Source organism: Paenarthrobacter sp. NPDC089714, assembly GCF_044748905.1.
Taxonomy (GTDB): Bacteria; Actinomycetota; Actinomycetes; order Actinomycetales; family Micrococcaceae; genus Arthrobacter.
The window spans coordinates 233,487-255,413 of the sequence record NZ_JBIVGX010000002.1; the positions used below are offsets into that span (position 1 = coordinate 233,487).

13 protein-coding genes are annotated in these 21,927 nt (G+C 66.8%); 12 read left to right on the plus strand and 1 reads right to left on the minus strand.

Translation table 11 applies throughout. The features are described 5' to 3' along the window. Positions 1-48 precede the first annotated feature (48 nt). The 12 genes from ACIPY3_RS05525 to ACIPY3_RS05580 all read left to right on the plus strand — a co-directional run bounded on the left by ACIPY3_RS05525 (position 49) and on the right by ACIPY3_RS05580 (position 20,549). Positions 49-1,449 carry a DUF58 domain-containing protein gene (locus ACIPY3_RS05525; RefSeq protein WP_400331129.1) on the plus strand — a complete coding sequence of 467 codons (1,401 nt, stop codon included), beginning with the start codon at positions 49-51 and terminating at the stop codon, positions 1,447-1,449. Further along, positions 1,446-3,965 (plus strand): transglutaminase family protein, encoded by a 2,520-nt coding sequence (locus ACIPY3_RS05530; RefSeq protein WP_400331132.1) that lies wholly within the window; start codon positions 1,446-1,448, stop codon positions 3,963-3,965. Before ACIPY3_RS05525 ends, ACIPY3_RS05530 begins: the two co-directional genes overlap by 4 nt. Then, entirely contained in the window at positions 3,955-5,448 is a 1,494-nt protein-coding gene (locus ACIPY3_RS05535; protein ID WP_400331135.1) for an RDD family protein, read from the plus strand. The genes ACIPY3_RS05530 and ACIPY3_RS05535 overlap by 11 nt, the downstream gene beginning before the upstream one ends. Continuing rightward, on the plus strand, positions 5,445-6,386 hold the full coding sequence (locus ACIPY3_RS05540) for a PP2C family protein-serine/threonine phosphatase (RefSeq protein ID WP_400331138.1): 942 nt from the start codon (positions 5,445-5,447) through the stop codon (positions 6,384-6,386). The genes ACIPY3_RS05535 and ACIPY3_RS05540 overlap by 4 nt, the downstream gene beginning before the upstream one ends. Beyond that, positions 6,373-8,508 carry a hypothetical protein gene (locus ACIPY3_RS05545; protein WP_400331140.1) on the plus strand — a complete coding sequence of 712 codons (2,136 nt, stop codon included), beginning with the start codon at positions 6,373-6,375 and terminating at the stop codon, positions 8,506-8,508. The genes ACIPY3_RS05540 and ACIPY3_RS05545 overlap by 14 nt, the downstream gene beginning before the upstream one ends. After that, on the plus strand, positions 8,505-10,235 hold the full coding sequence (locus ACIPY3_RS05550; RefSeq protein WP_400331143.1) for a protein kinase: 1,731 nt from the start codon (positions 8,505-8,507) through the stop codon (positions 10,233-10,235). The genes ACIPY3_RS05545 and ACIPY3_RS05550 overlap by 4 nt, the downstream gene beginning before the upstream one ends. A 44-nt stretch (positions 10,236-10,279) precedes the next feature. Then, the gene (locus tag ACIPY3_RS05555) at positions 10,280-10,984 is read left to right on the plus strand and encodes a hypothetical protein (protein WP_397325788.1); all 705 of its coding nucleotides are present in this window, start codon (positions 10,280-10,282) and stop codon (positions 10,982-10,984) included. Further along, positions 10,981-15,429, plus strand: coding sequence for an FtsK/SpoIIIE domain-containing protein (locus ACIPY3_RS05560; protein ID WP_400331146.1), 4,449 nt, complete (start codon positions 10,981-10,983; stop codon positions 15,427-15,429). The genes ACIPY3_RS05555 and ACIPY3_RS05560 overlap by 4 nt, the downstream gene beginning before the upstream one ends. 97 nt (positions 15,430-15,526) lie before the next feature. After that, on the plus strand, positions 15,527-16,168 hold the full coding sequence (locus ACIPY3_RS05565; RefSeq protein WP_400331149.1) for a hypothetical protein: 642 nt from the start codon (positions 15,527-15,529) through the stop codon (positions 16,166-16,168). Between the two features lie 43 nt (positions 16,169-16,211). Then, positions 16,212-18,497: an NAD-dependent DNA ligase LigA gene (gene ligA / locus ACIPY3_RS05570; protein WP_400331151.1), complete on the plus strand. Its 2,286-nt coding sequence runs from the start codon at positions 16,212-16,214 to the stop codon at positions 18,495-18,497. Next, positions 18,494-19,330: an inositol monophosphatase family protein gene (locus ACIPY3_RS05575; protein ID WP_400331154.1), complete on the plus strand. Its 837-nt coding sequence runs from the start codon at positions 18,494-18,496 to the stop codon at positions 19,328-19,330. Before ligA ends, ACIPY3_RS05575 begins: the two co-directional genes overlap by 4 nt. Before the next feature lie 7 nt (positions 19,331-19,337). Beyond that, on the plus strand, positions 19,338-20,549 hold the full coding sequence (locus ACIPY3_RS05580; RefSeq protein WP_400331157.1) for an AAA family ATPase: 1,212 nt from the start codon (positions 19,338-19,340) through the stop codon (positions 20,547-20,549). On the opposite strand, the gene ACIPY3_RS05585 is transcribed toward ACIPY3_RS05580, so the two are convergent. After that, positions 20,546-21,913 (minus strand): LLM class flavin-dependent oxidoreductase, encoded by a 1,368-nt coding sequence (locus ACIPY3_RS05585; protein ID WP_400331159.1) that lies wholly within the window; start codon positions 21,911-21,913, stop codon positions 20,546-20,548. The two genes, ACIPY3_RS05580 and ACIPY3_RS05585, sit on opposite strands and share 4 nt — an antisense overlap. Positions 21,914-21,927 lie beyond the last annotated feature (14 nt).

Consider the following 21,927-nt stretch of genomic DNA (forward strand, 5'->3'; position numbering starts at 1 on the left):
GGCTCACGCACGAACCACCCGCACCCCGGCACGAACAAAGGTCCACACATGTCCTCCAGCACACCCCTGAACAGGGCTGCTGATTCGCTCAAGCGCGCAACTTCGGCGCTTGGCAGCAAGATTCGCTCCCTGGGCGGCTCCGGCAAGGGTACCGGCGCCCGGCCGGGCGGCTCCCGGTCAGGGAAGCCCGGCAAACTCCATCCCGCAGCCGTGTGGGCCGAAGCCGCAGGGACGCTGGGGGAGGTGCTGGCCCCCGCGTGGGCCACCGTGCGCCGGGTCTGGCTGCGCTTCGTGTGGCCCGTCCTGTCCGTGGTGAGCGTGCTCGGTTGGGTGGTGCTGGCCACGGCCATCGGCTTGTGGATTGCAGGGCAGTCCTGGGGCTGGCAGGAAGCCAAGTCCGCCGCCATGGTGGCATTCCTGTTGTTCGTGTTCGCCATCGTGTTCATTGTTGGCCGCTCGGCCTACGGCGTGGTGCTGGACCTTGCACGCACCCGCGTGGCCGTGGGCGACGATGCCGTAGGCAGCATTGCCGTGTCCAACGTGTCCGCGCGCCCGCTGCTGCCGGCCACGCTGGAACTTCCCGTGGGTTCCAACACGGCCATCTTCCACTTGCCGCGCATGAAGCCCGCCCAAGTACACGAGGACTTGTTCACTATTCCCACAGCCCGCCGCGCCGTGATTGTTGTTGGCCCGGTGCGCTCCGTGCGGGCCGATCCACTGCACCTCCTCCGCCGCCGCGTGTTGTGGACCGAACCCGTGGATTTGTTCGTGCACCCGCGCACGGTTCCCCTCGGGGGATCGGCAGCAGGCTTCATCCGCGACCTTGAAGGCATGCCGACCACGGAGCTGTCCAGCGCGGACGTTTCCTTCCACGCCCTGCGCGACTACGTTCCCGGCGACGACCGCAGGCACATCCACTGGAAGACCACTGCCCGCACCAACAAGCTCATGGTCCGTCAGTTCGAGGAGACCCGCCGGGCGCACCTGGCCATTTCACTCTCGATCAACCTGGACGAATATGACTCCGAGGCCGAGTTCGAGATGGCCATTTCCGTGGCTGGCTCCATCGGGCGCCAGGCCATCCGCGAACAGCGCGAGCTGGATGTCATGACGCAAAAAGGCCCCCTCCGCTGCGAAACAGGCCGCAACCTGCTGGACGACATGACCAGGATCGTCGGAGCACCGATGCGGAAGACCGCCGTCGACCTCGCCCGGACCCTGGCCGATACGGTTCCGAACGCCTCCGTGGTGTTCTTCGTGGTGGGCAGCCAGGTGACGGCGACGCAACTCCGTTCGGCGGCTGCCTCTGTTCCGCCCGGAGTCCGCAGCCTCGCCGTTCGCGTCCAACCTGGCGCCGCGCCGTCGCGGGCCAACATCGCGGACCTGACAGTCCTCACCGTGGGAGACCTCGACGACCTCGCCATAGTTCTTCGAAAGGCGGCAGCATGAGCACCGCGCCGAATACCCGCAACCGCCAGCGGCGGGACGGCAGGCCGGATGCCCGCACGCGGAGGCGGGCGGCCAACAGCAGCGCCTCGATCTTCGCCGATGGGCGGCCCGTGTGGCATTTTGCCGTTGACTGCGGTGCCCTCGTGGCGTTGTTGTTCCTGGGCGTGCTGGGCTTCAGCCTGAGCTTCGGCGGAGACGCACGCTACCTGGTGGCCGGACTGGGCGGCATCCTGCTGGGCCTGGGCATCGCGGTGCTGAACGCGCACCTTCGGCTGGGCCTGCTGATCACCACAGCCATGGCCTTCGGCGCCTACATGCTGTTCGGCTCGGCCCTGGCAGTGCCGGACACCGCCGTGCTGGGATTCCTGCCGAGCCTGGATTCGCTGCGCACGCTGTTGCTGGGCATCGTGTTCTCGTGGAAGGACATGTTGACTGTCGGCGTGCCCGTGGGCACCGCGAACGGCATGCTCATTGTTCCGTTTCTGAGCTCGTTGCTGACGGCCCTGGCAGCGGGCCTGCTGGCCTGGCGCCTCAAGAGCCCGTACTGGCCGCTCCTGCCCGTGCTGGCACTGTTTGTCACCGGCATTGCCTTCAGCACCAGTGCAAGCTTCCTCAACGTCGAGCGCGGTGTTTCCCTCACCATCATTTCGATCGTGTGGGCCACCTTCCGCCGGGACGTGTTGCGCCAGAGCAGCACCCGGATGGTCTCGGCCAACCGGCCGGATCACGACGCCGGTACGGCCCGCCGCGGCAGGCTCCGCCGCCTGGGGACTGCTGCAGCCGTGATCGCCGCCGCCGTCGGCATCACCGCGGTGGCCTCGCCGTTGGTCACCGCGAGCGATGACCGGAAGGTGCTGCGCAACACGATCGTTCCGCCGTTCGATCCCCGCGACTACATCACACCGCTGGCCAGCTTCCGCAACTTCGTGAAGGACCAGAAAGACGAGACGCTCTTCTCCGTCAAGGGCCTGCCCAAGGATGGCCGTGTCCGCCTGGCCGCGCTGGACTCCTTCAACGGCTTGAACTACACCATGGACCCCAACAGTTCGGGCAACTTCAGCAAGGTAGGCGATGCCCGTTCCCTGAACACCCTCGCCGACACGGGCAGCCCGGTGGCCAGCACCAACTACACGCTGGACATCACCATCGAGGACTACCAGGGCTACTTCGTCCCCGGCGGACGGCACACCACGGGCCTGGGCTTCCTCCAGAATTCGGAGGCAGCTTCCGGGCTGTACTTCAACGCCGGAACGGACACCGCGGTGACTACCAAGGGCCTGGCCAAGGGCGATGAGTACACCGTCCAGGTTTCGGATCCCGGGATGCTGGAGCACGGGCAGCTCACCCAGTACGACTTTGCCAAGATCACGCTGCCCGACGCGCAGGAAGTCCCGCCGATCGTGGCCTCCCAAGCCAACGAACTCTCCGCCGACGCACCAACGGCGATCGACCGTGTCCGGCAGATCGAAGCGCACTTCCAGAAGAGCGGCGCCTTCAGCAACGGACTCGTTGCCGACGGACAGCTGCCCAGCCTGCCCGGGCACAGCGCTGCGCGCGTACGCAACCTGTTGTCTGCCAAGCAGATGCTCGGCGACGACGAGCAGTACTCGGTGGCCATGTCCTTGATGCTGCGCCACCTGGGTATCCCTTCGCGCGTGGTGATGGGCTTCTATCCTGACCCCAAGAGCCCGGAGAACGGCGCCGGCGATATCAACATCACCGGCAAGGACGTGCACGCCTGGGTGGAGGTCGCCTTCGACCGTGTTGGCTGGGTGGCCTTCGATCCCACCCCGCCCAAGGACAACGTCCCCATTCCGCCGGATCCCGAGACCAAGTCCAAGCCCAAGCCGCAGGTGCTCCAGCCGCCGCCCCCGCCGCAGGAGCCCGCGGACCTGCCGCCGGACTCCACACCGGACGCGCTTGATGCTGACGAGAAGAAGAACAACCCCTGGCTTTTCTGGGGTCCCCTGTTGGCTGCGATCGGTGTTGCGTTGATCCCGATCGGGATCCTCGCCTTGCCGCTGTTGCTGATTCTCCTGTTGAAGGCACGACGCCGGAAGGCCCGGTTCCGGGACGGTCACGCCGCCCAGCGCGTGGGCGGAGGCTGGAACGAAGTCTTGAGCCTGGCTACGGACATGGGTGCCTCGATCGCCGGCCAGTCCACCCGGCGCGAGTCGGCTTCGGTGATCGCGGAGGCCTTCCCGGTCACCGGAACCACCACCACGTTGTTGGCGCACCGGGCCGATGCTGCTGTCTTCGGCGCCGGCCAACCCAGCGAAGCCGAGGTTAAGGAGTACTGGGAGATCGTGGATTCGTCACTGGACGGCATCACGGGAAGCGTGGGCTTCTGGAAGAGGCAGCAGGCCCGTTTCTCGCCCCGCTCCCTTCTCTCGGACGGCCGGGCTGCCCTCCGGCGCAGGGACCTGGAGGGGCGGGCTCCGAAGGACCCCGCAGCCAAGGGTCTCCGCGGCAGGCTCGGGTGGTTGTTCACGAAGGGCGGCAAGGGTGGGCAGTGAGGCCGAAGCATGCCCGGCTTGCCGCCACACGGTGCGTCCGGGGGCATCGTTCTGTACCTTCTGCGGCTCCCCGCTGAACAACCGTGGAGCCCGCAGGGACCGGAACGTCAACCACGCCCAGGCGGCTGCACAGGATCCCTTGACCCGGCAGGTCACGCCCGGTGCCGGTAGTATCTCGGTAGTGTCCGCGCCAGCCGGATCCGTTCAACCGTTCCCGGTACAGACCGGAGCCGGTGCCGGCGCAACGTCGAATCCAGGGGGAGGGACCACTTTGACGACGAAGCTTGAACTCGCGCCGGCGTCTGCCGGTAAACGCTTGGGTGCGGCCGTTTTGGACTGGCTGGCTCCTGTCGCTGTGCTTGCCACTACCTTCGCCATCGGCATCGCCGGCATCACCCAGACCCGCCGGAACGGCTTCATTGTCTACGACACCGGGCTGCTGGTCCTGTTGGGCAGCATCGGCTTGGGCTTCACTGTGGTCTACATGATGGTGCTGTTGGCCTTGGAAGCCAAGTCCGGCAACACCATCGGCAACCAGGTGATGGGCATCCGCAGTTCGGATGCTGACGGCTATGCGCCCGGAGCGGGTGCCGTCTTTGTCCGTGGCATCATCACCGGGGGAGTGTTGCTGCTCGGCAGCATAGCGGCCGGCGTGTTCTCCGGTCTGGGACTTATTGGGCTGATGTTGTTCATTGGCCTCCCGTTGATGGGCCTTGGCGTGGTGTGGGCCATCCTGGTGGTGGTCTCCAACGCCTGGGACAGCAACGGCAAGCTCCGGGGCTGGCATGACAAGGCAGCCAAGTCGCTGGTGTTCGATGTCCACGCCGGCCGAAACCCCGTGGCGACGGGCGGAATCCAGGGACCTTACAGCTTCGCTCCCGTGGACCTGCCGCCCGTGCAGCCCGTGGCTTCGCCGGTTCCCGGTTCGGCTGCGGCATCCCAGGCACCTGGAGCAAAGGCGGCCGCGGTGCCTGCCACGGCGCCCCACGTCCAGCCTTCCCACGACCCCAACCAGTGGCGGCCCCCGGTGGCTCCGCGGCCCGGGAACGCAAGCCCCGCCGTCGTACCTCCACATGCCGCAAGCCCCGCGGCTGTGCACCCCGATGATGACCTGGACCGGACCCAGATGCGGCCGGGTGCCGCACGCGTGGAGGCAGTATTGCGGATCCGCGTGGACGACGGGCAGGATGTCCAGCTCGGGGGCACGGTGCTCGTCGGCCGAAACCCCGCACCCCAGCCAGGAGAAGCCACCCAACAGCTGCTCCCGGTTTCCGATCCCGGCCGGTCGATCTCCAAGACCCATCTGCATTTGCGGGTGGACGGCGACGGCGTCTGGGTGACCGACCGCAACTCCACCAACGGCAGCGCGGTCACCACGCCTGACGGCATCCAGACCCGGTTGCATCCGGGCGAGGCCGTTTTTGTTCGACCCGGTTCCACCGTTCACTTCGGGGACCGTTCCTTCCACCTAGGACAAGCATGAACTCACAGCCGGCGAGCCCGGATGCCGACGCCCTTGCCGCCCCCAGTGGCCCCAGTTTCCAGCTGAGCTACGGCTACGGGACGGACCGCGGCCTGCGGCGCGAATTGAACGAGGATTCGTTCATCGCCTCCGATCCCGTCTTCGCAGTGGCGGATGGCATGGGCGGCCACGAGGCCGGGGAGATCGCCAGCGGCATGTGCGTCCGCACCCTGGGCAGCGCTCCGGAACTGGCTACCGGCACCCGTTCGGCGACGGCCGGGGAACTCCAGGCGTGCCTGCTCAAGGCAGATGCGGCCATCCGCAACGCGACCGGTGGCCGGGCCGGGACCACGTTGTCCGGCGTGGTGGTGGTGGAGCAGATGGGCGTGCCCTACTGGCTGGTCATGAACATTGGCGACTCCAGGACCTACCTGCTCAGCCAAGGCGGCTTCTCGCAGGTCAGCGTTGACCACTCGGAGGTCCAGGAACTGGTGGATTCCGGAGACATCACCCCGGAACAGGCCTCGATCCACCCGCGCCGCCACGTCGTTACCCGCGCCTTGGGTACCGGCGACGAGACCGAGGCGGACTTCTGGCTCTTGCCCATCCAGGAGGGTGACCGTGTGATGGTCTGCTCCGACGGGCTCAACGGAGAGCTCGGCGATGACCACATGTTCCGTGTCCTCAGCACTGTGGCGCACCCCCAGGATGCCGTGGATGCCTTGATCCAGGCAGCGCTCCGCAGCGGCGGCCGGGACAACGTCACGGTGATCGTGGTTGACGCCAAGAACGTGCTGAACGACGCCGGCATCGCCACCACCGCTCCGCGACCGGAGGTGGAATCCGAGGTGGAGGAAGACACCCTCCCACGCGCTTGGGTGAACGGTACGGAAGAGCACGGCACCGATGCCGTTGACGCCGGCCCGGAGACCGAGGCCGGTGCAGATGCCAAGCAGTAACAGGCCGATGGTTGCCCGCTACGGCCAGGGTGACTGGTTCGGCGTGGTGCGCCAGGGAACCGTGGTCCTGCTGGGGCCGGACACCCCTGCATCGCTGATCGAAGCGGTGTGGAGTGTCTTGGCGTCCGCGCCGGAAGCCCACGAAGTCCTCCACGAAGTCACCGATGCCTTTGGTGTCTCCCTGAGCCGGATTCCGCCGTTCGGAATCATCGACGCCAAGGACGGTTTGCGGGTGTTCCTCCGCGGCGACCTTGAACTTACGGTCCAGTCCACCGGGATGCCGTCCGGCTCCGGCGGCGAGCAGGTCAGCGGCAGGGACGTCACCACGTGGACGGAGCGGCGGTTCAGCTCCGCTGACGCCTACAGCCTGCGGATCGTTTCAAGCACGACGGCGGGTGGCAGCCCGCCGCTGTTGGACGGCTCAAACCTGCCTTTACTTGAAGGTGTGGTGCGCTTGTCCGGCGTGGATGTTGTGCTCACGGACGGGGCAGCCCTCGAGACGCCGGTACAGCCGGCCGAGGGAGTCGCGGCCACAGCGGTGGGGGTCCCGGGCGAGGCCGACGCGGCTGAAGCGGCGGCCGGGATTCCGAATCAGCCTGGCTCCGAGGCACCGGATTCTCCGGCGCCGGTGTCCGATGAGACGGTTCTCGGCTACCCCGACGCCGATCTTGGGTTGACCATTGCGCCGCACGCGCTGGCCTTTGGGCAGGGTGAAGAAGACGCGGTGGACGAGGAGAGCCCCGCCGCACGTGGCGACAGCGCTGGACGTCGTGAAGGATCCGCCTACGGCGGGCCTGCCAGTGAGACTTCGGCAGAAGACGGATCCGGCGAGCCCACACACGAACCGGAAGTAGCCTCGGGTGGCGCGGCGGATACGCCCTCGGCAGTGGTTGAAGGGCTGGAACAGGGAAGTGGCCCGGGTGAGGTGGCAGGCTCGGATCAGGCGGGCGGCTCTTATCAGCCCGGTGGCCCCGAACTTTCGGATGACTCCGATCAGCCCGGTGGCCCCGAACTTCCGGACTCCAATCAGTCCGGACCAGACAAGCCTGCTGATTCCGGCGCCGAGCCGGACGTCTCTGAGGATTCAACCGGAGTTCCCGTGCACACCAGCACCACGGATCCGCTGCTTCCCACGTTGGAAACCACCACCAACTATGACCATTTGTGGGACAAGACGGTGATGCGGAACATCGAGGATGCTGCCGTACGGATCGCGGACGATTCCGATGAGCACGATGTCCCCGCGCCCCCGGCACCCAAGACCACGGATCTCGCTGAGCCGGCCCCTACAGTGGGGGAGCAGGCAGCGGGGGAGCCGGCAGCGAACGGGGGCTCCGGCGTCGTGCCTTCGCCTGCCGCTCCAGCTGGGCCTGCCGCCGCTCCTGCGGAACCGGCGGCCGCCCCCCTCGGCATGCCCGCTTTGATCGACTCCGTTCCGTGGCTGCGCAGCAGCACCGGAGCGTCGGCGCCGCAGGGTGGGCCCGAAGCACCCGGCCTTGCGGGTCCGCCGCCGGCCGTCCCCGCTTCGCCAGCGCCGCCGGCCCAGTCCATGCCGGAGCACGATCCTGACCATGACGGCCAAACGATCATGAAGAGCAGCGTGGCAGACGACCTTCCCACAGCGGCATCTGCTCCGGACCAAGCCAGCGCGCCCGCGGGCAACGGTCCGAGCGTTCTGGCACGCGTGTGCTCCCAAGGCCATGCCAATCCACCTACCTACCCGCAGTGTGCGGCGTGCGGCGTGGCCTTGTCCGGCGACGCGGTGCAGGTTCCCCGGCCTCGGCTGGGCAGGATGCGGTTGTCCACCGGCGAGCTGATTGACCTTGACCAGTCGCTCATCATCGGCCGCCAGCCCTCGGTCTCCCGGGTGCAGGGCGGCACCATGCCGCGGCTCGTCCAAGTTGAGAGCCCTGGCGGGGATATTTCACGCTCCCACGTCGAGGTGCGGCTGGAAGGCTGGCACGTCATGCTCTGCGACCTTAAGGCCACCAACGGCACCGTCCTGATCAGGGAAGGCCAGGCCCCGCGCCGCCTTGCCCAAAACGAGATGGCCATCCTGCTGGACGGCGACATCGCCGAACTGGGTGACAACATTTCATTGCGTTTCGAGGAGATTCTTTGAGTTCCAAGAGGCCCCCCGCGCCGCCTCCCCCCATCCCGGGGTTCAAGTACATCAGCCTGCTCGGCTCCGGTGGTTTCTCCGACGTCTTCCTGTATGAGCAGGACAGGCCGCGCCGTAAAGTTGCCGTCAAAGTGCTGCTTTCCGACCTGAAGACCGAGGGCGCGCGCCGCCGCTTCGAGTCCGAGGCGAACCTGATGGCGCAACTGTCCTCGCACCCGTACATCGTGACCATCTTCGAAGCGGAGATCACCGAGAACGGGCACTCGTACCTCGCCATGGAGTACTGCTCCCGGCCGAGCCTGGATGTCCGGTACCGTCGCCAACGGTTCAGCGTGGACGAGGTCCTGGCCGTCGGCATCCAGGTGGCTTCCGCCGTCGAGACCGCCCACCGGGCCGGCATTGTCCACCGTGACATCAAGCCAGCCAACATCCTGGTCACGGACTACAACCGGCCCGCCCTGACGGACTTTGGCATTTCGGGAACCATCGGTACGGACAGTGATGACGACGCCGGTATGTCCATCCCGTGGTCGCCCCCCGAACAGTTCCGCGGCGGTGCCGTGGATGGTGTTCCCGTGGACATCTGGGCTTTGGGCGCCACGCTCTACACCCTCTTGGCAGGCCGTTCCCCGTTCGTCCTTCCGGGCCAGGACAACTCGCAGCGCGAGCTGATTTCACGGATCACCAACTCGCCCGTGCCGCGGCTGGGTCGGGCCGATGTGCCCGAATCGCTGGAGCTGGTCCTTGCCACGGCCATGGCCAAGTCTCCGGACTCGCGCTACTCCTCGGCCCATGCCTTCGCGCTGGCCCTGCAGCGCATCCAGGCTGAACTGAACCTCTCGGTCACGCCGTTCGAGGTCCTCGCCGAACCTGGGCACGGTGATGAGCAGCATCCGGATGACAATGTGGAGGAGACCCGGGTCCGGAGCATCGCGTCGATCGATCCCGATGCCTCGGGAACCGCAACCACCGGCTCGGCTCCCACGTTCCCGGCCCGGACGTTCCCTTCCACGATGCCCGGATCCAGTCCGCAGACCACGCGTCCTGGGCCAGCCCAGCAGCAGCCAGCCCAGCCGCGGCCGGCCAACGCTCCGCAGCTGCCGCCGTCCCAGACGTACCCGCCGCAGTTCCAGATGCCGGATGCCAGATCCATCCGGCCTGCCGAGGCGGAACCGGAGACTGCGGAATCCACTGTCCTTCGGGGCTGGCAACCGGCGTCGGACAACCTCGATGCAACCGTCAACCGTTCGGCGCCCGGCGCCGCGCCTGCGGCGGAAGAGGCGTCGCAAGCCGACCACGGCAAACGTAACCTTTGGCTTGCCGTCACCGGCGGCGCGGTCCTGGTTGTCGCCGTCGTGGTTGGCGTGGTGCTGGGCGGTTCGGCGCAGCCCAAGGTGGCACCGACGGAATCGGCGAGCAAGCCACCGGCGGATCCTTTGGGAGACGGGAACGTTCCTGACGTCGCGGGACTCAGCGCGGCACGGGACACCAAGGATCCGAACATTGTGGTCTTCTCCTGGAAAAACCCCCAGCCAGGGAAGGACGACTCCTATAAATGGCGGACCAAATCGGCCAAGGCAGATGGTGCGTACCAAACCACGGGCATCGAGAAGGCTTTTGTCTCGGGCTTCAGTGAGTTGCCCATCTGCGTCCAGGTCATCATTGTCCGCTCCGACGGTTCCGCTTCGCCCGGTGGTCCTGACTCCATTGCGTGCCTGGAGAAATAACAGGCCATGAAAGACACACACTGCCCAGCGAGGAGGCACAGATCATGGGGGATCTAGCAATAGATTTCTGTGGGGAATGGTACGAACCGTCTGATGAGGACGTCTTTGACATTGGCCGCGAAGGCGACCTCGAAGTCGACGATAACCCTTACCTGCACCGGCGTTTCCTGCAGATTGCCCGGTATGACGGCATCTGGTGGCTCAGCAACGTGGGCAGCATGCTGTCCGCCACCATCGCCGACGGCTCCGGCGGCATGCAGGCCTGGCTTGCACCCGGTGCCCGGATTCCGCTGGTTTTCAGCCACACCAACGTCATTTTCACGGCCGGACCCACCACCTACGAATTCGCCGTGCATTTGAAGACGCCCTCGTTCCGGCACGAAGCCCGGGACGAGGACCAAGCCGGCGACACCACCATTGGTCCCGTGGTGTTCACGGACTCGCAGAAGGCCCTGATTGTTGCCCTGGCCGAGCCCATGCTCCGCCGAGAAGGAACCGGGTTCAGTGCCATCCCGTCCTCGGCCGAGGCTGCCAAGCGGCTTGGCTGGGCCTTGACCCGGTTCAACCGGAAGCTGGACAACGTGTGCGACAAGCTGGACCGCGTGGGCGTCGTGGGCCTGCGTGGGGGAGCGGGCAAACTCGCCACCAACCGCCGCGCCCGCTTGGTGGAGCACGCTGTGACCTCCCACCTGGTGACCGCCGCAGACCTGTACCTCCTGGAAACCGAGACTGGAGTCGACGAAGGATGAAGTTCCGCCTGACCTTGCGGCGAGACCCCGCGGAAGCCAAGGACCTCGCCGTCACGGTGGACGGCCGCGCCACGGTGGCCGATATTGCCACAGAACTCTGGGCAGCGGACCCCGCACGGAAGGGGACCGAACCGCCGTCGAACCTGTCCATCAGCGTGGACGAAGCGTTCGTGGGCGGGGGGCTCTCCGGCCAGATCCTCAAGCCTGGCGATAACCTGCTGGAGTCCGGACTGCGGCCCGGCTCGCGTGTGTCGCTTGCCCAAGTGAGCGAACAATTCGCCTCGAACGGGCACGGCCCGGACCGCGGACCCGCTGCGGCCACCTTGCGCGTCATGGCAGGGCCCGACGTCGGACGCGAATTTTCGCTGCCGTTCGGCACCAGCTACATCGGCCGGGACCGGGACGCCGACATCCGGCTGAGCGACCCGTTGACGTCCAAGCGCCACGCGCGGATCACCGTGGGCGAAACGGTGGAAATCGTTGATACCAACTCGGCCAATGGCCTCCTCATGGATGGCCTGCCCGTCACCCGGGCAACGCTGGAATCCTCGGATACCGTCACCCTGGGCGACACCACCGTGGGTGTGGTTTCGCTCTCCCGCAACCACTCGGGCGGGCCGACGTCGCCGCTGGTGGATTTCAACCGCTCGCCGCGCGTGGTGCCGAGGTTCGAATCTCCCAAGCGCGTTCCGCCCGCGGGCCCCAAGCGCCCCGAGCACCAGCCGTTCCCGTACATCATGCTCATCACCCCGCTCCTGATGGGTGGTGTCCTGTTTGCCTTGACGCAGAACCTGCTCTCGGTGATTTTCATGGCCATGATGCCGCTGTTCGTCGTGGGCCATTACGTGGACCACAAGATGCAGGGCAAGAAGCAGGCCAAGGAAGGCCACAAGCAGTTCAAGGCCGCCATGCTGGCCTTCCGCGAGGACATCGACCGGCAGCAGAACATCGAGCGCGCCGTCCGGCTGCAGGAGGCGCCCTCCGTCAGCGACACCGTGGATGCGATCTACAAGCTGGGACCGCTGCTCTGGACCAACCGGCCTGAACACCAGCACTTCCTGGGCGTGCGGTTCGGCCTGGGGTCCGCGCCGTCCCGCATCCAGTTCGACGAGCCCGGTGCCAACGAGACCGAACCCAGGTACATGCGGGAAATCCAGGAGTGCCTGCAGCAAGTCCGTGTCATCGAAGGCGTGCCCATCGTGTCCCAACTGCGGACCTCGGGATCCTTTGGCGTGGCGGGCGACCGCAGTGTGGTGGACGACGTGGCCCGGGGCATGGTGCTCCAGTTGGTGGGCCTCCATTCGCCGGCGGAACTGGTTGTCACGGCGTTGACGTCCCCGCGCTCACGTGAGCGCTGGGACTGGCTGCAGTGGCTGCCGCATGTCGGTTCCGGCCACAGCCCGCTGTCCGGCGACCACCTCGCCGCCGGCCCGGCGGCCGGGTCCACGCTGCTGTCCCGCCTCGAAGACCTCGTGGAACAGCGCGAAGCACAGGCCAAGGAACCCGGGCAGCAGCCGAGGCCAGGGCTCAAGGACGAGCACGAGGACACTCAGGGGCCGGTAGTCCCAGCCGTGCTGGTGGTAGTGGAAGACGACGCCCCCGTGGACCGCGGACGCCTCACCCGGCTCGTGGAACGCGGCCCGGATTACGGGGTCCACGTCATGTGGGTGGCAGCCAACGTGCAGTCCCTGCCGGCCGCCTGCCGCGATTTCCTGTCCGTGGACGGCGACCACGGCACCACCACGGGACAGGTCCGGCTGGGCCGCCACACCTACCCCGTGAGCTGTGAAAGCCTCGACGCCGGACTGGCCACCCAGCTCGCCCGGATGATGTCGCCCTTGGTGGACGTCGGCAATCCGCTCGAGGACGATTCCGACCTGCCCCGCGCGGTGTCCTACGCTGCGCTGATCGGCAAGGAATTCATGGACAACCCGCAGTCGGTGGCCGAACGGTGGCGGGAGAACAACTCCGTGCACGCCAGTGCCGTGCCCAACCGCAAGGACAACGGCAGCCTGCGTGCCCTGGTGGGCTCCAAGGGTGTGGAGCCGTTCTACCTCGACCTCAAGAACGAAGGCCCCCACGCGCTGGTTGGTGGAACCACCGGTGCCGGCAAGTCCGAATTCCTGCAGTCCTGGGTGATGGGCATGGCCGCCGCGTACAGCCCGGACAGGGTCAGTTTCCTGTTCGTCGACTACAAAGGTGGCGCTGCCTTCGCGGACTGCCTGCACCTGCCCCACACGGTTGGCCTGGTGACCGACCTTTCGCCGCACCTGGTACGCCGGGCGCTGACCTCGCTCCGCGCCGAACTGCACTACCGCGAACGCCTGTTGAATCGGAAGAAGGCCAAGGACCTCCTTGCCCTGCAGCGCGAAGCGGACCCGGAGGCACCTCCGTACTTGATCATCATCGTGGACGAATTCGCGGCCCTGGCCACCGAAGTTCCGGAGTTCGTGGACGGCGTGGTGGACGTCGCCGCCCGTGGCCGTTCCCTTGGCCTGCACCTGATCCTGGCCACCCAGCGTCCTGCCGGCGTCATCAAGGACAACCTCCGGGCCAACACCAACCTTCGCGTGGCACTCCGCATGGCCGATGAAGTGGACGCCGTGGACATCCTGGGAGTTCCCACCGCAGCCTACTTCGATCCCTCCATTCCCGGCCGTGGCGCTGCCAAGACCGGGCCGGGGCGGATCCAGGGTTTCCAGACCGGCTACGCCGGCGGCTGGACCACGGACAAACCGCAGCGGCCGCGCATCGACATCGTGGAAATGGCCTTTGGCTCAGGACCGTCGTGGGAACCGCCGCCAGCCACGGACATCGTGGAAGATCCGGCCGGTCCCAACGACATTGCCCGGATGACGGCCAACATCATCAGGGCCGCGGACGTGCTGGAGATCGAGCCGCCCCGCAAGCCGTGGCTCAACGAACTCGCCACCACCTACGACTTCTCCAAGCTGCCCAATCCCCGTACGGACGAGCGGCTGTTGTTGGGCGTCGCCGACGATCCTGCCCACCAGGACCAACCCACGGTGTTCTACGAACCGGACCGCGACGGCAATATGGCGGTCTACGGGACCGGTGGCGCCGGCAAGTCGGCCGCGCTGCGGGGCATCGCGATCGCCGCTGCCGTGACTCCCCGCGGCGGTCCCGTCCATGTGTACGGGATCGACTGCGGCTCTTCCGGCCTGAAGATGCTGGATGGCCTGCCGCACGTGGGCGAAATCATCAACGGCGACGACGTGGAACGGGTGGGCCGCCTCCTCCGCTGGCTCAAGGACATCGCCGATGACCGGGCCACCCGCTTTGCCGAGGTCCGCGCCTCCACCATCGTGGAGTACCGGGAGTTGGCCAACCGACCCGACGAGAAGCGGCTCTTCATTCTCGTGGACGGCATGTCCTCCTTCCGGGAGGGCTACGAGTACAGCAACCTGTCCGCACTGTGGGACATCTTCCTCCAATTGGCCACCGACGGCCGTCCTTTGGGCATCCACCTGGTTGTTGCCGGTGACCGCCCCAACTCCGTTCCGGCGTCGCTCCTTGCCTCCATCCAGAAGCGGCTGGTCCTGAGGCTGAGCTCCGAAGACGACTACATGACCCTCGATGTTCCCAAGGACGTCCTCAACGCGGCTTCGCCTCCCGGGCGCGGTCTTTTGGACGGCCTGGAAGTGCAGCTCGCCGTCCTGGGCGGAAACTCCAACCTGGCCCTCCAGGCCCGCGAGGTATCCAAGCTCAGCCAGGCCATGGTCCGCCAGGGCCTGGACCATGCGCCGCAGATCCAGCGCCTGCCCGAACTCGTGGACCTGGACATCCTCCCGGTGGGCTCTGCCGACAACCCGGTGATCGGCGTCGACGACGAGACCCTCGGCTCTGCTGCCATCGCCGCCAAGGGCCCGTTGTTGTTGGCCGGTCCTCCGGGCTCCGGACGCACCGTCGCCCTGGTCACGCTGGCCTACGCCTTGCGGCGCTCGAACCCGCGCACGGACTTGATCTACATCGGTTCGCGCCGCTCGGCCGTGGCGTCCCTGAACATCTGGAGCCGGTCCCTGGTGGGTCCCGATGAAGTCTCGGACGTGGTGGACGACCTCGTGGACAAGGCCGCGGACAACCCCGGCACCATGGCGATCTTCATCGAAGGCCTGACCGAGTTCACGGACACGCTGGCCGAGTCCGGGGTGGGACGTCTTGTCACTGCGGCCATCAAGGCCGACCAGTGGGTTGTGGGCGAGTCCGAAACCTCTACGTGGTCGCAGGCATGGTCGCTGGCCCAACCCTTCAAATCGGGCCGGCGAGGACTGCTGCTCAACCCGGGCGACGTGGAAGGCGACAGCCTCCTCAACACCTCCCTTGGGCGCCTCGGCAAGGACTTCATTCCGGGCCGCGGCTACATCGTGGGACGAGGCAAGGTACGGAAGCTGCAAGTGGCCATGCCCCCGGAGAACCGCGGCTAGGATTTGCATCTGCACGGCCTCGTGTAGGAAGATGCCGAAAACATTCGCCTTTCCGGATCGCCTCAAGCGCCCCAACGCCCAAGCGAGGTCATGCTCCATGCAACGCACCGTTCTCCATACCGTGATGCCCTCCGGCCTGCGACGCCGGGTACCTGCCGTCCTGGCGGGTATCCTGCTCGCCGCAGGTGCGTGGGTGCTGCCGCAAACGGCCGCCCACGCGGCGCCGTGCGTTCCGGCGACTGCCGGTTCGTGTCCGTCCTTGGCCGCGCCCACGGAACCGACGCCAACCCAGCCGGGCTTGGCGCCGGAGACGGGCAAGACGAAGCCCACGCCCCGGCCTGCGCCCACGCGTGTCCGTGAGACTCAACAGCCTGCTCCTGCTCCAGCGGCGCCGGCACCCGCGGTGCAGGCACCTCAACCTGCGGTAGTCCAAGCACCGGCAACGGTTGAGCCCGAGGCGACCCAACCGCCGTCGGCCGCTCCTGAAGCGAGCACGACGGCGGCAGCCCCGGCTACCGCTTCGGCAACCCCTTCCGCGAGCCCCAGCCCGTCGACGTCCTCCAACTGGGACACGCCCATCGACAAGGGCAAGGAAACGCAGGCTGCCGTGCTGGCCAACGCAAGCTACAACGGGCCGAACCTGATGGGCCTGTTCGGGATCCTCGGCGGTGTGCTGCTGGTGGGCCTGGGCGGCCTGGCCTTTGCCCTGTGGAGCAAGAACCGCCTGTCCTCGCACTGACCGCGGGCACATATTGTCACTGCCTTTTGGCAAGATAGACCCTGTGAGCACTCCAGAGAATCCAGATCGGGTCGAAACCACCTCCAGGGCCGCCGCGGCCATCGTCGCTGAGGAGGTGGCGCCGCCGTCGGAGAATCTCCGGGACGAATACCAGGAATTGGCGGACCTGGTCCGGAAATACCGCTATGCCTATTACCAGGAAGACGCACCGACGGTTTCGGACGCCGAGTACGACGTCCTGTACCGGCGCCTGGAGGAAATGGAAGCGCTCCACCCGGAGTTGGTTTCCAACGATTCACCCACCCAGGAAGTCGGCGGCGAAGTATCCGCCGCGTTCGCCGCGGTGGAGCACTTGCAGCGCATGTACAGCCTCGACGACGTGTTCTCCCTCGACGAGTTGGAGGCCTGGGTCCGCAAGGCCGAGGCGTCGGTGGCCAAATTGGGCGACCGGGTTCCGCCCATTGCATGGCTGACCGAGCTGAAGATCGACGGCCTCGCCGTCAACCTCCTCTACCGCGACGGCAAGCTGGTCCGCGCTGCCACGCGCGGGGACGGAACCACGGGTGAGGACATCACCCACAACGTGCTCACCATCAAGGAGATCCCGCGGCAGCTGAGCGGTTCGGGCTATCCGTCCGAGGTGGAGATCCGCGGTGAGGTGTTCATTCCCTCCAAGGCCTTCGTCGAATTCAACGAGGCCCTGGTCGCAGCCGGCAAGGCCCCTCTGGCCAACCCCCGCAACGCCGCCGCCGGTTCCCTCCGGCAAAAGGATCCGGCTGAAACGGCCAAGCGCCCACTGAGCATGTTCGTCCACGGCATCGGTGCCCGGGAAGGGTTGGATGCCACCAGCCAATCGGAGACGTACAGGCTGCTGGGCGAATGGGGACTGCCCGTGAGCCCCTACTCAAAAGTCCTGGACACTTATGAAGGCGTGCTGGAGTTCATTGCGGACTACGGTGAGAAGCGCCACAGCCTTCTTCACGAGATCGATGGCATCGTGGTCAAGATCGACGATTTCGCTACGCAGCGTGCCCTTGGCTACACGTCCCGCGTGCCCAGGTGGGCAGCGGCCTACAAGTACCCGCCGGAGGAAGTGCACACCAAGCTCCTGGACATCATGGTGAACGTTGGCCGGACGGGCCGCGTGACGCCGTTCGGGCTCATGGAGCCGGTCAAGGTTGCAGGCTCCACTGTCGGCATGGCCACGTTGCACAACCAGGACGTCGTGAAGGCCAAGGGCGTCATGATCGGCGACATCGTGATCCTCCGCAAGGCCGGCGATGTGATCCCCGAGATCGTCGGTCCGGTCCTGGCCCTGCGCGACAAGCAGGATCCGCCAGTCCGCGAGTTCGTGATGCCCACTGAATGCCCCTCCTGCGGAACACCGTTGGCGCCCTCGAAGGAAGGCGACGTGGATATCCGTTGCCCCAACGGAAAGTCCTGCCCGTCCCAGTTGCGTGAGCGCGTGTTCCACGTAGCCAGTCGCGGCGCCTTCGACATCGAAGCGCTGGGGTGGGAAGCCGCGATCGCCCTGACCCAGCCCGCCGAGCCGGAAATCCCGCCGCTCACCAGCGAGGCTGCCCTGTTCAGCCTGACCCGGGAAGACCTGGCCAGCGTGCTGATCCGCCGGGAAAAGAAGTCCAAAGGCGTGGCCACAGGCCAGTACGAGTTGGTGCCGTACTTCTACACCAAGGCAACGGCCAAGACTCCTTCCAAACCGACGGCCACCACGGAGAAGCTCTTCGCGGAATTGGAGAAGGCGAAGAAGCAGCCGCTGTGGCGGGTGCTGGTGGCGCTGTCCATCCGCCACGTTGGCCCCACCGCGTCGCGCGCACTGGCAACAAATTTCGGCAGCATGGATGCCATCAGGAATGCCACCGAAGAACAGCTCGCCCACGTTGACGGAGTAGGGCCCACTATCGCGGCCGCCCTTACGGAGTGGTTCGCCGTGGATTGGCACAACGAGATCGTGGAGAGCTGGGCCGCCGCCGGTGTGCGCATGGAGGACGAACGGGACACCGCCACTCCACGTACTCTGGAGGGCCTCACCATTGTGGTCACGGGATCGCTGCCCAACTTCAGCCGCGACGAGGCCAAGGAAGCCATCATCATCCGGGGTGGCAAAGCCGCAGGTTCCGTTTCCAAGAACACGAGCTACCTCGTGGCCGGCGAGGCCGCCGGAACCAAGCTGGACAAGGCGGAACAGCTGGGTGTCCCCGTGCTGGACGAGGACGGCTTCCGTGAGCTGCTGGCCAACGGACCCGCCGAGCCAGACACCCAGGAAGGCGAAGACGAAGCTACCGTGCAGACCGAGGAGGAGGCCGAATGACGCCGCAATCCGTCGATGTCCTGGAACTTCTGGCGGCGGCCAAGACAGCGGCCGCGGCCGGAGCTGCCGTGCTCGCCCAACGTTCCGTCACGGGCAGCGGCGGCGATGGTCTGGGCATGTCCAACAAGGGCGAGGCCGGAGACTGGGTCACCGAGTTTGACGTCGCCGCGGAGAATGCCGTGCGCAGGGCCATCATTGAGGCCCGCCCGAACGACACCGTGACCGGCGAAGAACACGGCACCACCCGCCCGGAGGAGGCTTCCGGATACCGCTGGTCGATCGACCCGCTGGATGGCACCACCAACTTCATCCGCAACATCGCCTACTACGCCACCTCGGTGGCCGTCGCGGACGCCGACGGCGTGTGGCTGGCCGGCGTCGTGCACGCACCTGCTCTGGGCCGCATCTACTCGGCGGCCCGCGGCCACGGCGCGTGGCTGGAGGTGGCGGGGGAGTCCACACGGCTGGCCGGTCCCGTCCCGGGGCGGAAGGGCCTGATCCTGGCCACAGGATTCAGCTACGACCCCGCCACGCGTGCCAGCCAGGCCGAAGGGCTGGTGGGGCTCATGGACAGCTTCGCGGACATTCGAAGGCTCGGCTCCGCAGCGCTTGACCTTTGCTTCGTGGCGGACGGCACCGTTGACGCCTTTGGCGAGCGTGGCCTGAACGAGCACGACTTCGCCGCCGGCGCCCTGATTGCGGAGGAAGCGGGGTGCTGGGTTCGCAGGCCTCGCCTGCAGAGCCCGCTCGACGGCGGTCCAAGCACCGAGGACCGGCTGGCAGCGTGGATGTGTGCAGGGACATTGGAGTTGTCCGGCACGTTCCCGCTGTGATGAACCGATGATCAGAACCCTCGCCATCGCGAACTACCGTTCCATCCGGGACCTGACCATGGAACTCCATGGCCTGGATGTGGTGACGGGGGCCAACGGCAGCGGGAAGTCCTCGCTCTATAGGGCGCTGCGCCTGCTGGCCGAGTGTGCCGGCGGGGACTCGGGCAATGTGGTGGGCTCCCTGGCCCGCGATGGTGGACTGGCGTCCACGCTGTGGGCGGGCCCCGAAACCATCAGCGACGCCATGAGGCGTGGAGAAGTGCCGGTCCAGGGCACCGTCCGGAAGGACGTCGTCAACCTGAAACTGGGCTATTCGGGGGATGACTTCGGGTACCTGGTGGACCTCGGCATCCCGGTGCCCGGCGGTGCGGGATTCGATGAAGAGACCGGCAGGCCCCGGCCCACGGTGTTCAGCCGCGATCCCGAGATCAAGCGGGAGCAGATCTTCTCGGGACCGGTGGCGCGGCCTGGCTCGTTGCTGGTGGACCGCAAAGGCGGCCTGGCCAGGTTGCGGGGCGCGGATGGCAACTGGGCCGAACTGTCCCGGCGCCTGGACACGTTCCAGAGCATGCTGACTGAGGTCTCGGACCTGGACAGGGCTCCCGAAGTCCTCAGGGTCCGGGATTCGGTGCGCTCCTGGCGTTTCTACGACCATTTCCGGACCGATGCTGAGGCGCCGGCCAGGCAGGCGCAGTTGGGGACCCGTACGCCGGTACTGCACCACAGCGGGAAAGATCTGGCGGCGGCCCTGCAGACCCTCCGGGAGGTGGGCTTCGAGCGGCAGCTGGATGCCGCCGTCGCCCACGCCTTCCCGGGGAGCCGGCTCAGTGTGGCGGTCAGCGAGGAAGGCCGGTTCAGTGTTGAGCTGAAACAGCCAGGGATGCTCAGGCCCATGAAGGCGGCGGAACTCTCTGATGGCACTCTCCGCTTCCTGCTGCTGACGGCGGCCCTCCTGACACCGCGTCCGCCGGAGCTCATGGTGCTCAACGAACCCGAAACCAGCCTCCACGTGGACCTGATGCCGGCACTGGCAGGACTGATCGTCCAAGCCAGTGCCAGCAGCCAGGTCATTGTGGTGACCCACTCGCAGCCCTTACTTGACGCCCTGCGGGAGAGCGGCGCCGCGCAGGAGCACGAGCTTTACAAGGACCTCGGGGAGACCCGGATCAGGGGACTGGGGTCGCTGGAGGGTCCCCTGTGGAGCTGGCCTAAACGCTAGAAGGCAGAACCGATGGAGGTCAGTTCCCGTGCCTCGGCGTCCGCGAACCGGTTCTCCGGCCGTTCCAGTCCGTAGTGGCCGCGCAGCGTGGATGCCGTGTACTCGGTCCGGAACAGGCCGCGCTGCTGGAGGATGGGCACCACCTGGTCCACGAACACCTCCAATCCGGAGGGCAGCACCGGCGGCATGATGTTGAAGCCGTCGGCGGCACCGGCGTCGAACCAGTCCTGGATGGCGTCCGCAACCTGTTCGGGGGTGCCGGAGAACGTCCGGTGGCCGCGGCCGCCGCCAAGGCGCCCGATGAGCTGGCGGACCGTGAGCTGCTCGCGCCGGGCGAGCTCCACGATCAGCGTGTATCGGCTCTTGGCTCCCTCGATCTCGTCTTCGGAGGGGAGGTCGGCGGGCAACTGGCGGTCCAGCGGGAGATCTTCAGGCGAGAGGCGCAGGGTCTTGGCCAGTTGTTCCCGGGCGTACTCGGGCTTGATCAGCTCGTCCAGTTCGCGCTCCAGCTTGAGGGCTTGGGCTTCGGTGGAACCGATCACCGGAACAATGCCAGGGAGGATCTTGATGCCCTCCGGGTTCCTTCCCGTCGCAGCGGTCCTGGCCTTGAGATCCGCGTAGAACGCCTGCGCGTCGGCCAGGGTCTGGTGGGCGGTGAACACGGCTTCGGCGTACTGAGCGGCGAGCTTCTTGCCGTCATTCGATGATCCGGCCTGCACGATCAACGGGTGGCCCTGCGGGGAACGCGGGACGTTGAGCGGTCCGCGGACGCGGAAGTGCTTGCCCACGTGCTCAATGGCGCGGATCTTGGTGGAATCTCCCCACACGCCCTCCGCTTTGTCGGCCAGGATGGCGTCGTCTTCCCAGCTGTCCCAGAGCTTCTGCGCAACCTCAAGGAATTCCGCGGCCCGTTCGTAGCGGACAGCGTGGGCGGGCTGGTCGTCCACGCCGAAGTTCCGGGCGGCATCCGGTCCGGCTGTGGTCACGACGTTCCACCCCGCACGTCCGCCGCTGACCCAGTCCACCGAAGCGAAACGGCGGGCGAGGTTGAAGGGCTCGTTATAGGTAGTGGAAGCGGTGGCGATCAGGCCGATCTTCTGCGTTGCTGCTGCGATGGCCGTGAGCAGGACAGTGGGTTCCAGCTTGCCGACGGGCCGCCGGCCCACTTCGCCGAAGAGCACGGGTGAGTCGGCGAAAAAGATGGAGTCCAGCTTGCCCCGTTCGGCGGTCCGGGCCAGGTGCTGGTAGTGCTCGATCCTGGTGGAGGAGAAGGGATCGCTTTCCGTGAGCCGCCAGGACGCTTCGTGGTGGCCGGTGCTCATGAGGAAGGCGTTGAGGTGGAGGTGGCGTGGCGGGGTAGTCATGGTTGTTTCCTTTG

What these genes read in the sequence shown, in the direction of transcription:
- ACIPY3_RS05560 (WP_400331146.1), top strand. Translation starts at nt 10,981, where the DNA reads ATGAAGTTCCGCCTGACCTTGCGGCGAGACCCCGCGGAAGCCAAGGAC.
- ACIPY3_RS05580 (WP_400331157.1), top strand. Translation starts at nt 19,338, where the DNA reads ATGATCAGAACCCTCGCCATCGCGAACTACCGTTCCATCCGGGACCTG.
- ACIPY3_RS05540 (WP_400331138.1), top strand. Translation starts at nt 5,445, where the DNA reads ATGAACTCACAGCCGGCGAGCCCGGATGCCGACGCCCTTGCCGCCCCC.
- ACIPY3_RS05565 (WP_400331149.1), top strand. Translation starts at nt 15,527, where the DNA reads ATGCAACGCACCGTTCTCCATACCGTGATGCCCTCCGGCCTGCGACGC.
- ACIPY3_RS05545 (WP_400331140.1), top strand. Translation starts at nt 6,373, where the DNA reads ATGCCAAGCAGTAACAGGCCGATGGTTGCCCGCTACGGCCAGGGTGAC.
- ACIPY3_RS05575 (WP_400331154.1), top strand. Translation starts at nt 18,494, where the DNA reads ATGACGCCGCAATCCGTCGATGTCCTGGAACTTCTGGCGGCGGCCAAG.
- ACIPY3_RS05530 (WP_400331132.1), top strand. Translation starts at nt 1,446, where the DNA reads ATGAGCACCGCGCCGAATACCCGCAACCGCCAGCGGCGGGACGGCAGG.
- ACIPY3_RS05525 (WP_400331129.1), top strand. Translation starts at nt 49, where the DNA reads ATGTCCTCCAGCACACCCCTGAACAGGGCTGCTGATTCGCTCAAGCGC.
- ACIPY3_RS05585 (WP_400331159.1), bottom strand. Translation starts at nt 21,913, where the DNA reads ATGACTACCCCGCCACGCCACCTCCACCTCAACGCCTTCCTCATGAGC.
- ACIPY3_RS05555 (WP_397325788.1), top strand. Translation starts at nt 10,280, where the DNA reads ATGGGGGATCTAGCAATAGATTTCTGTGGGGAATGGTACGAACCGTCT.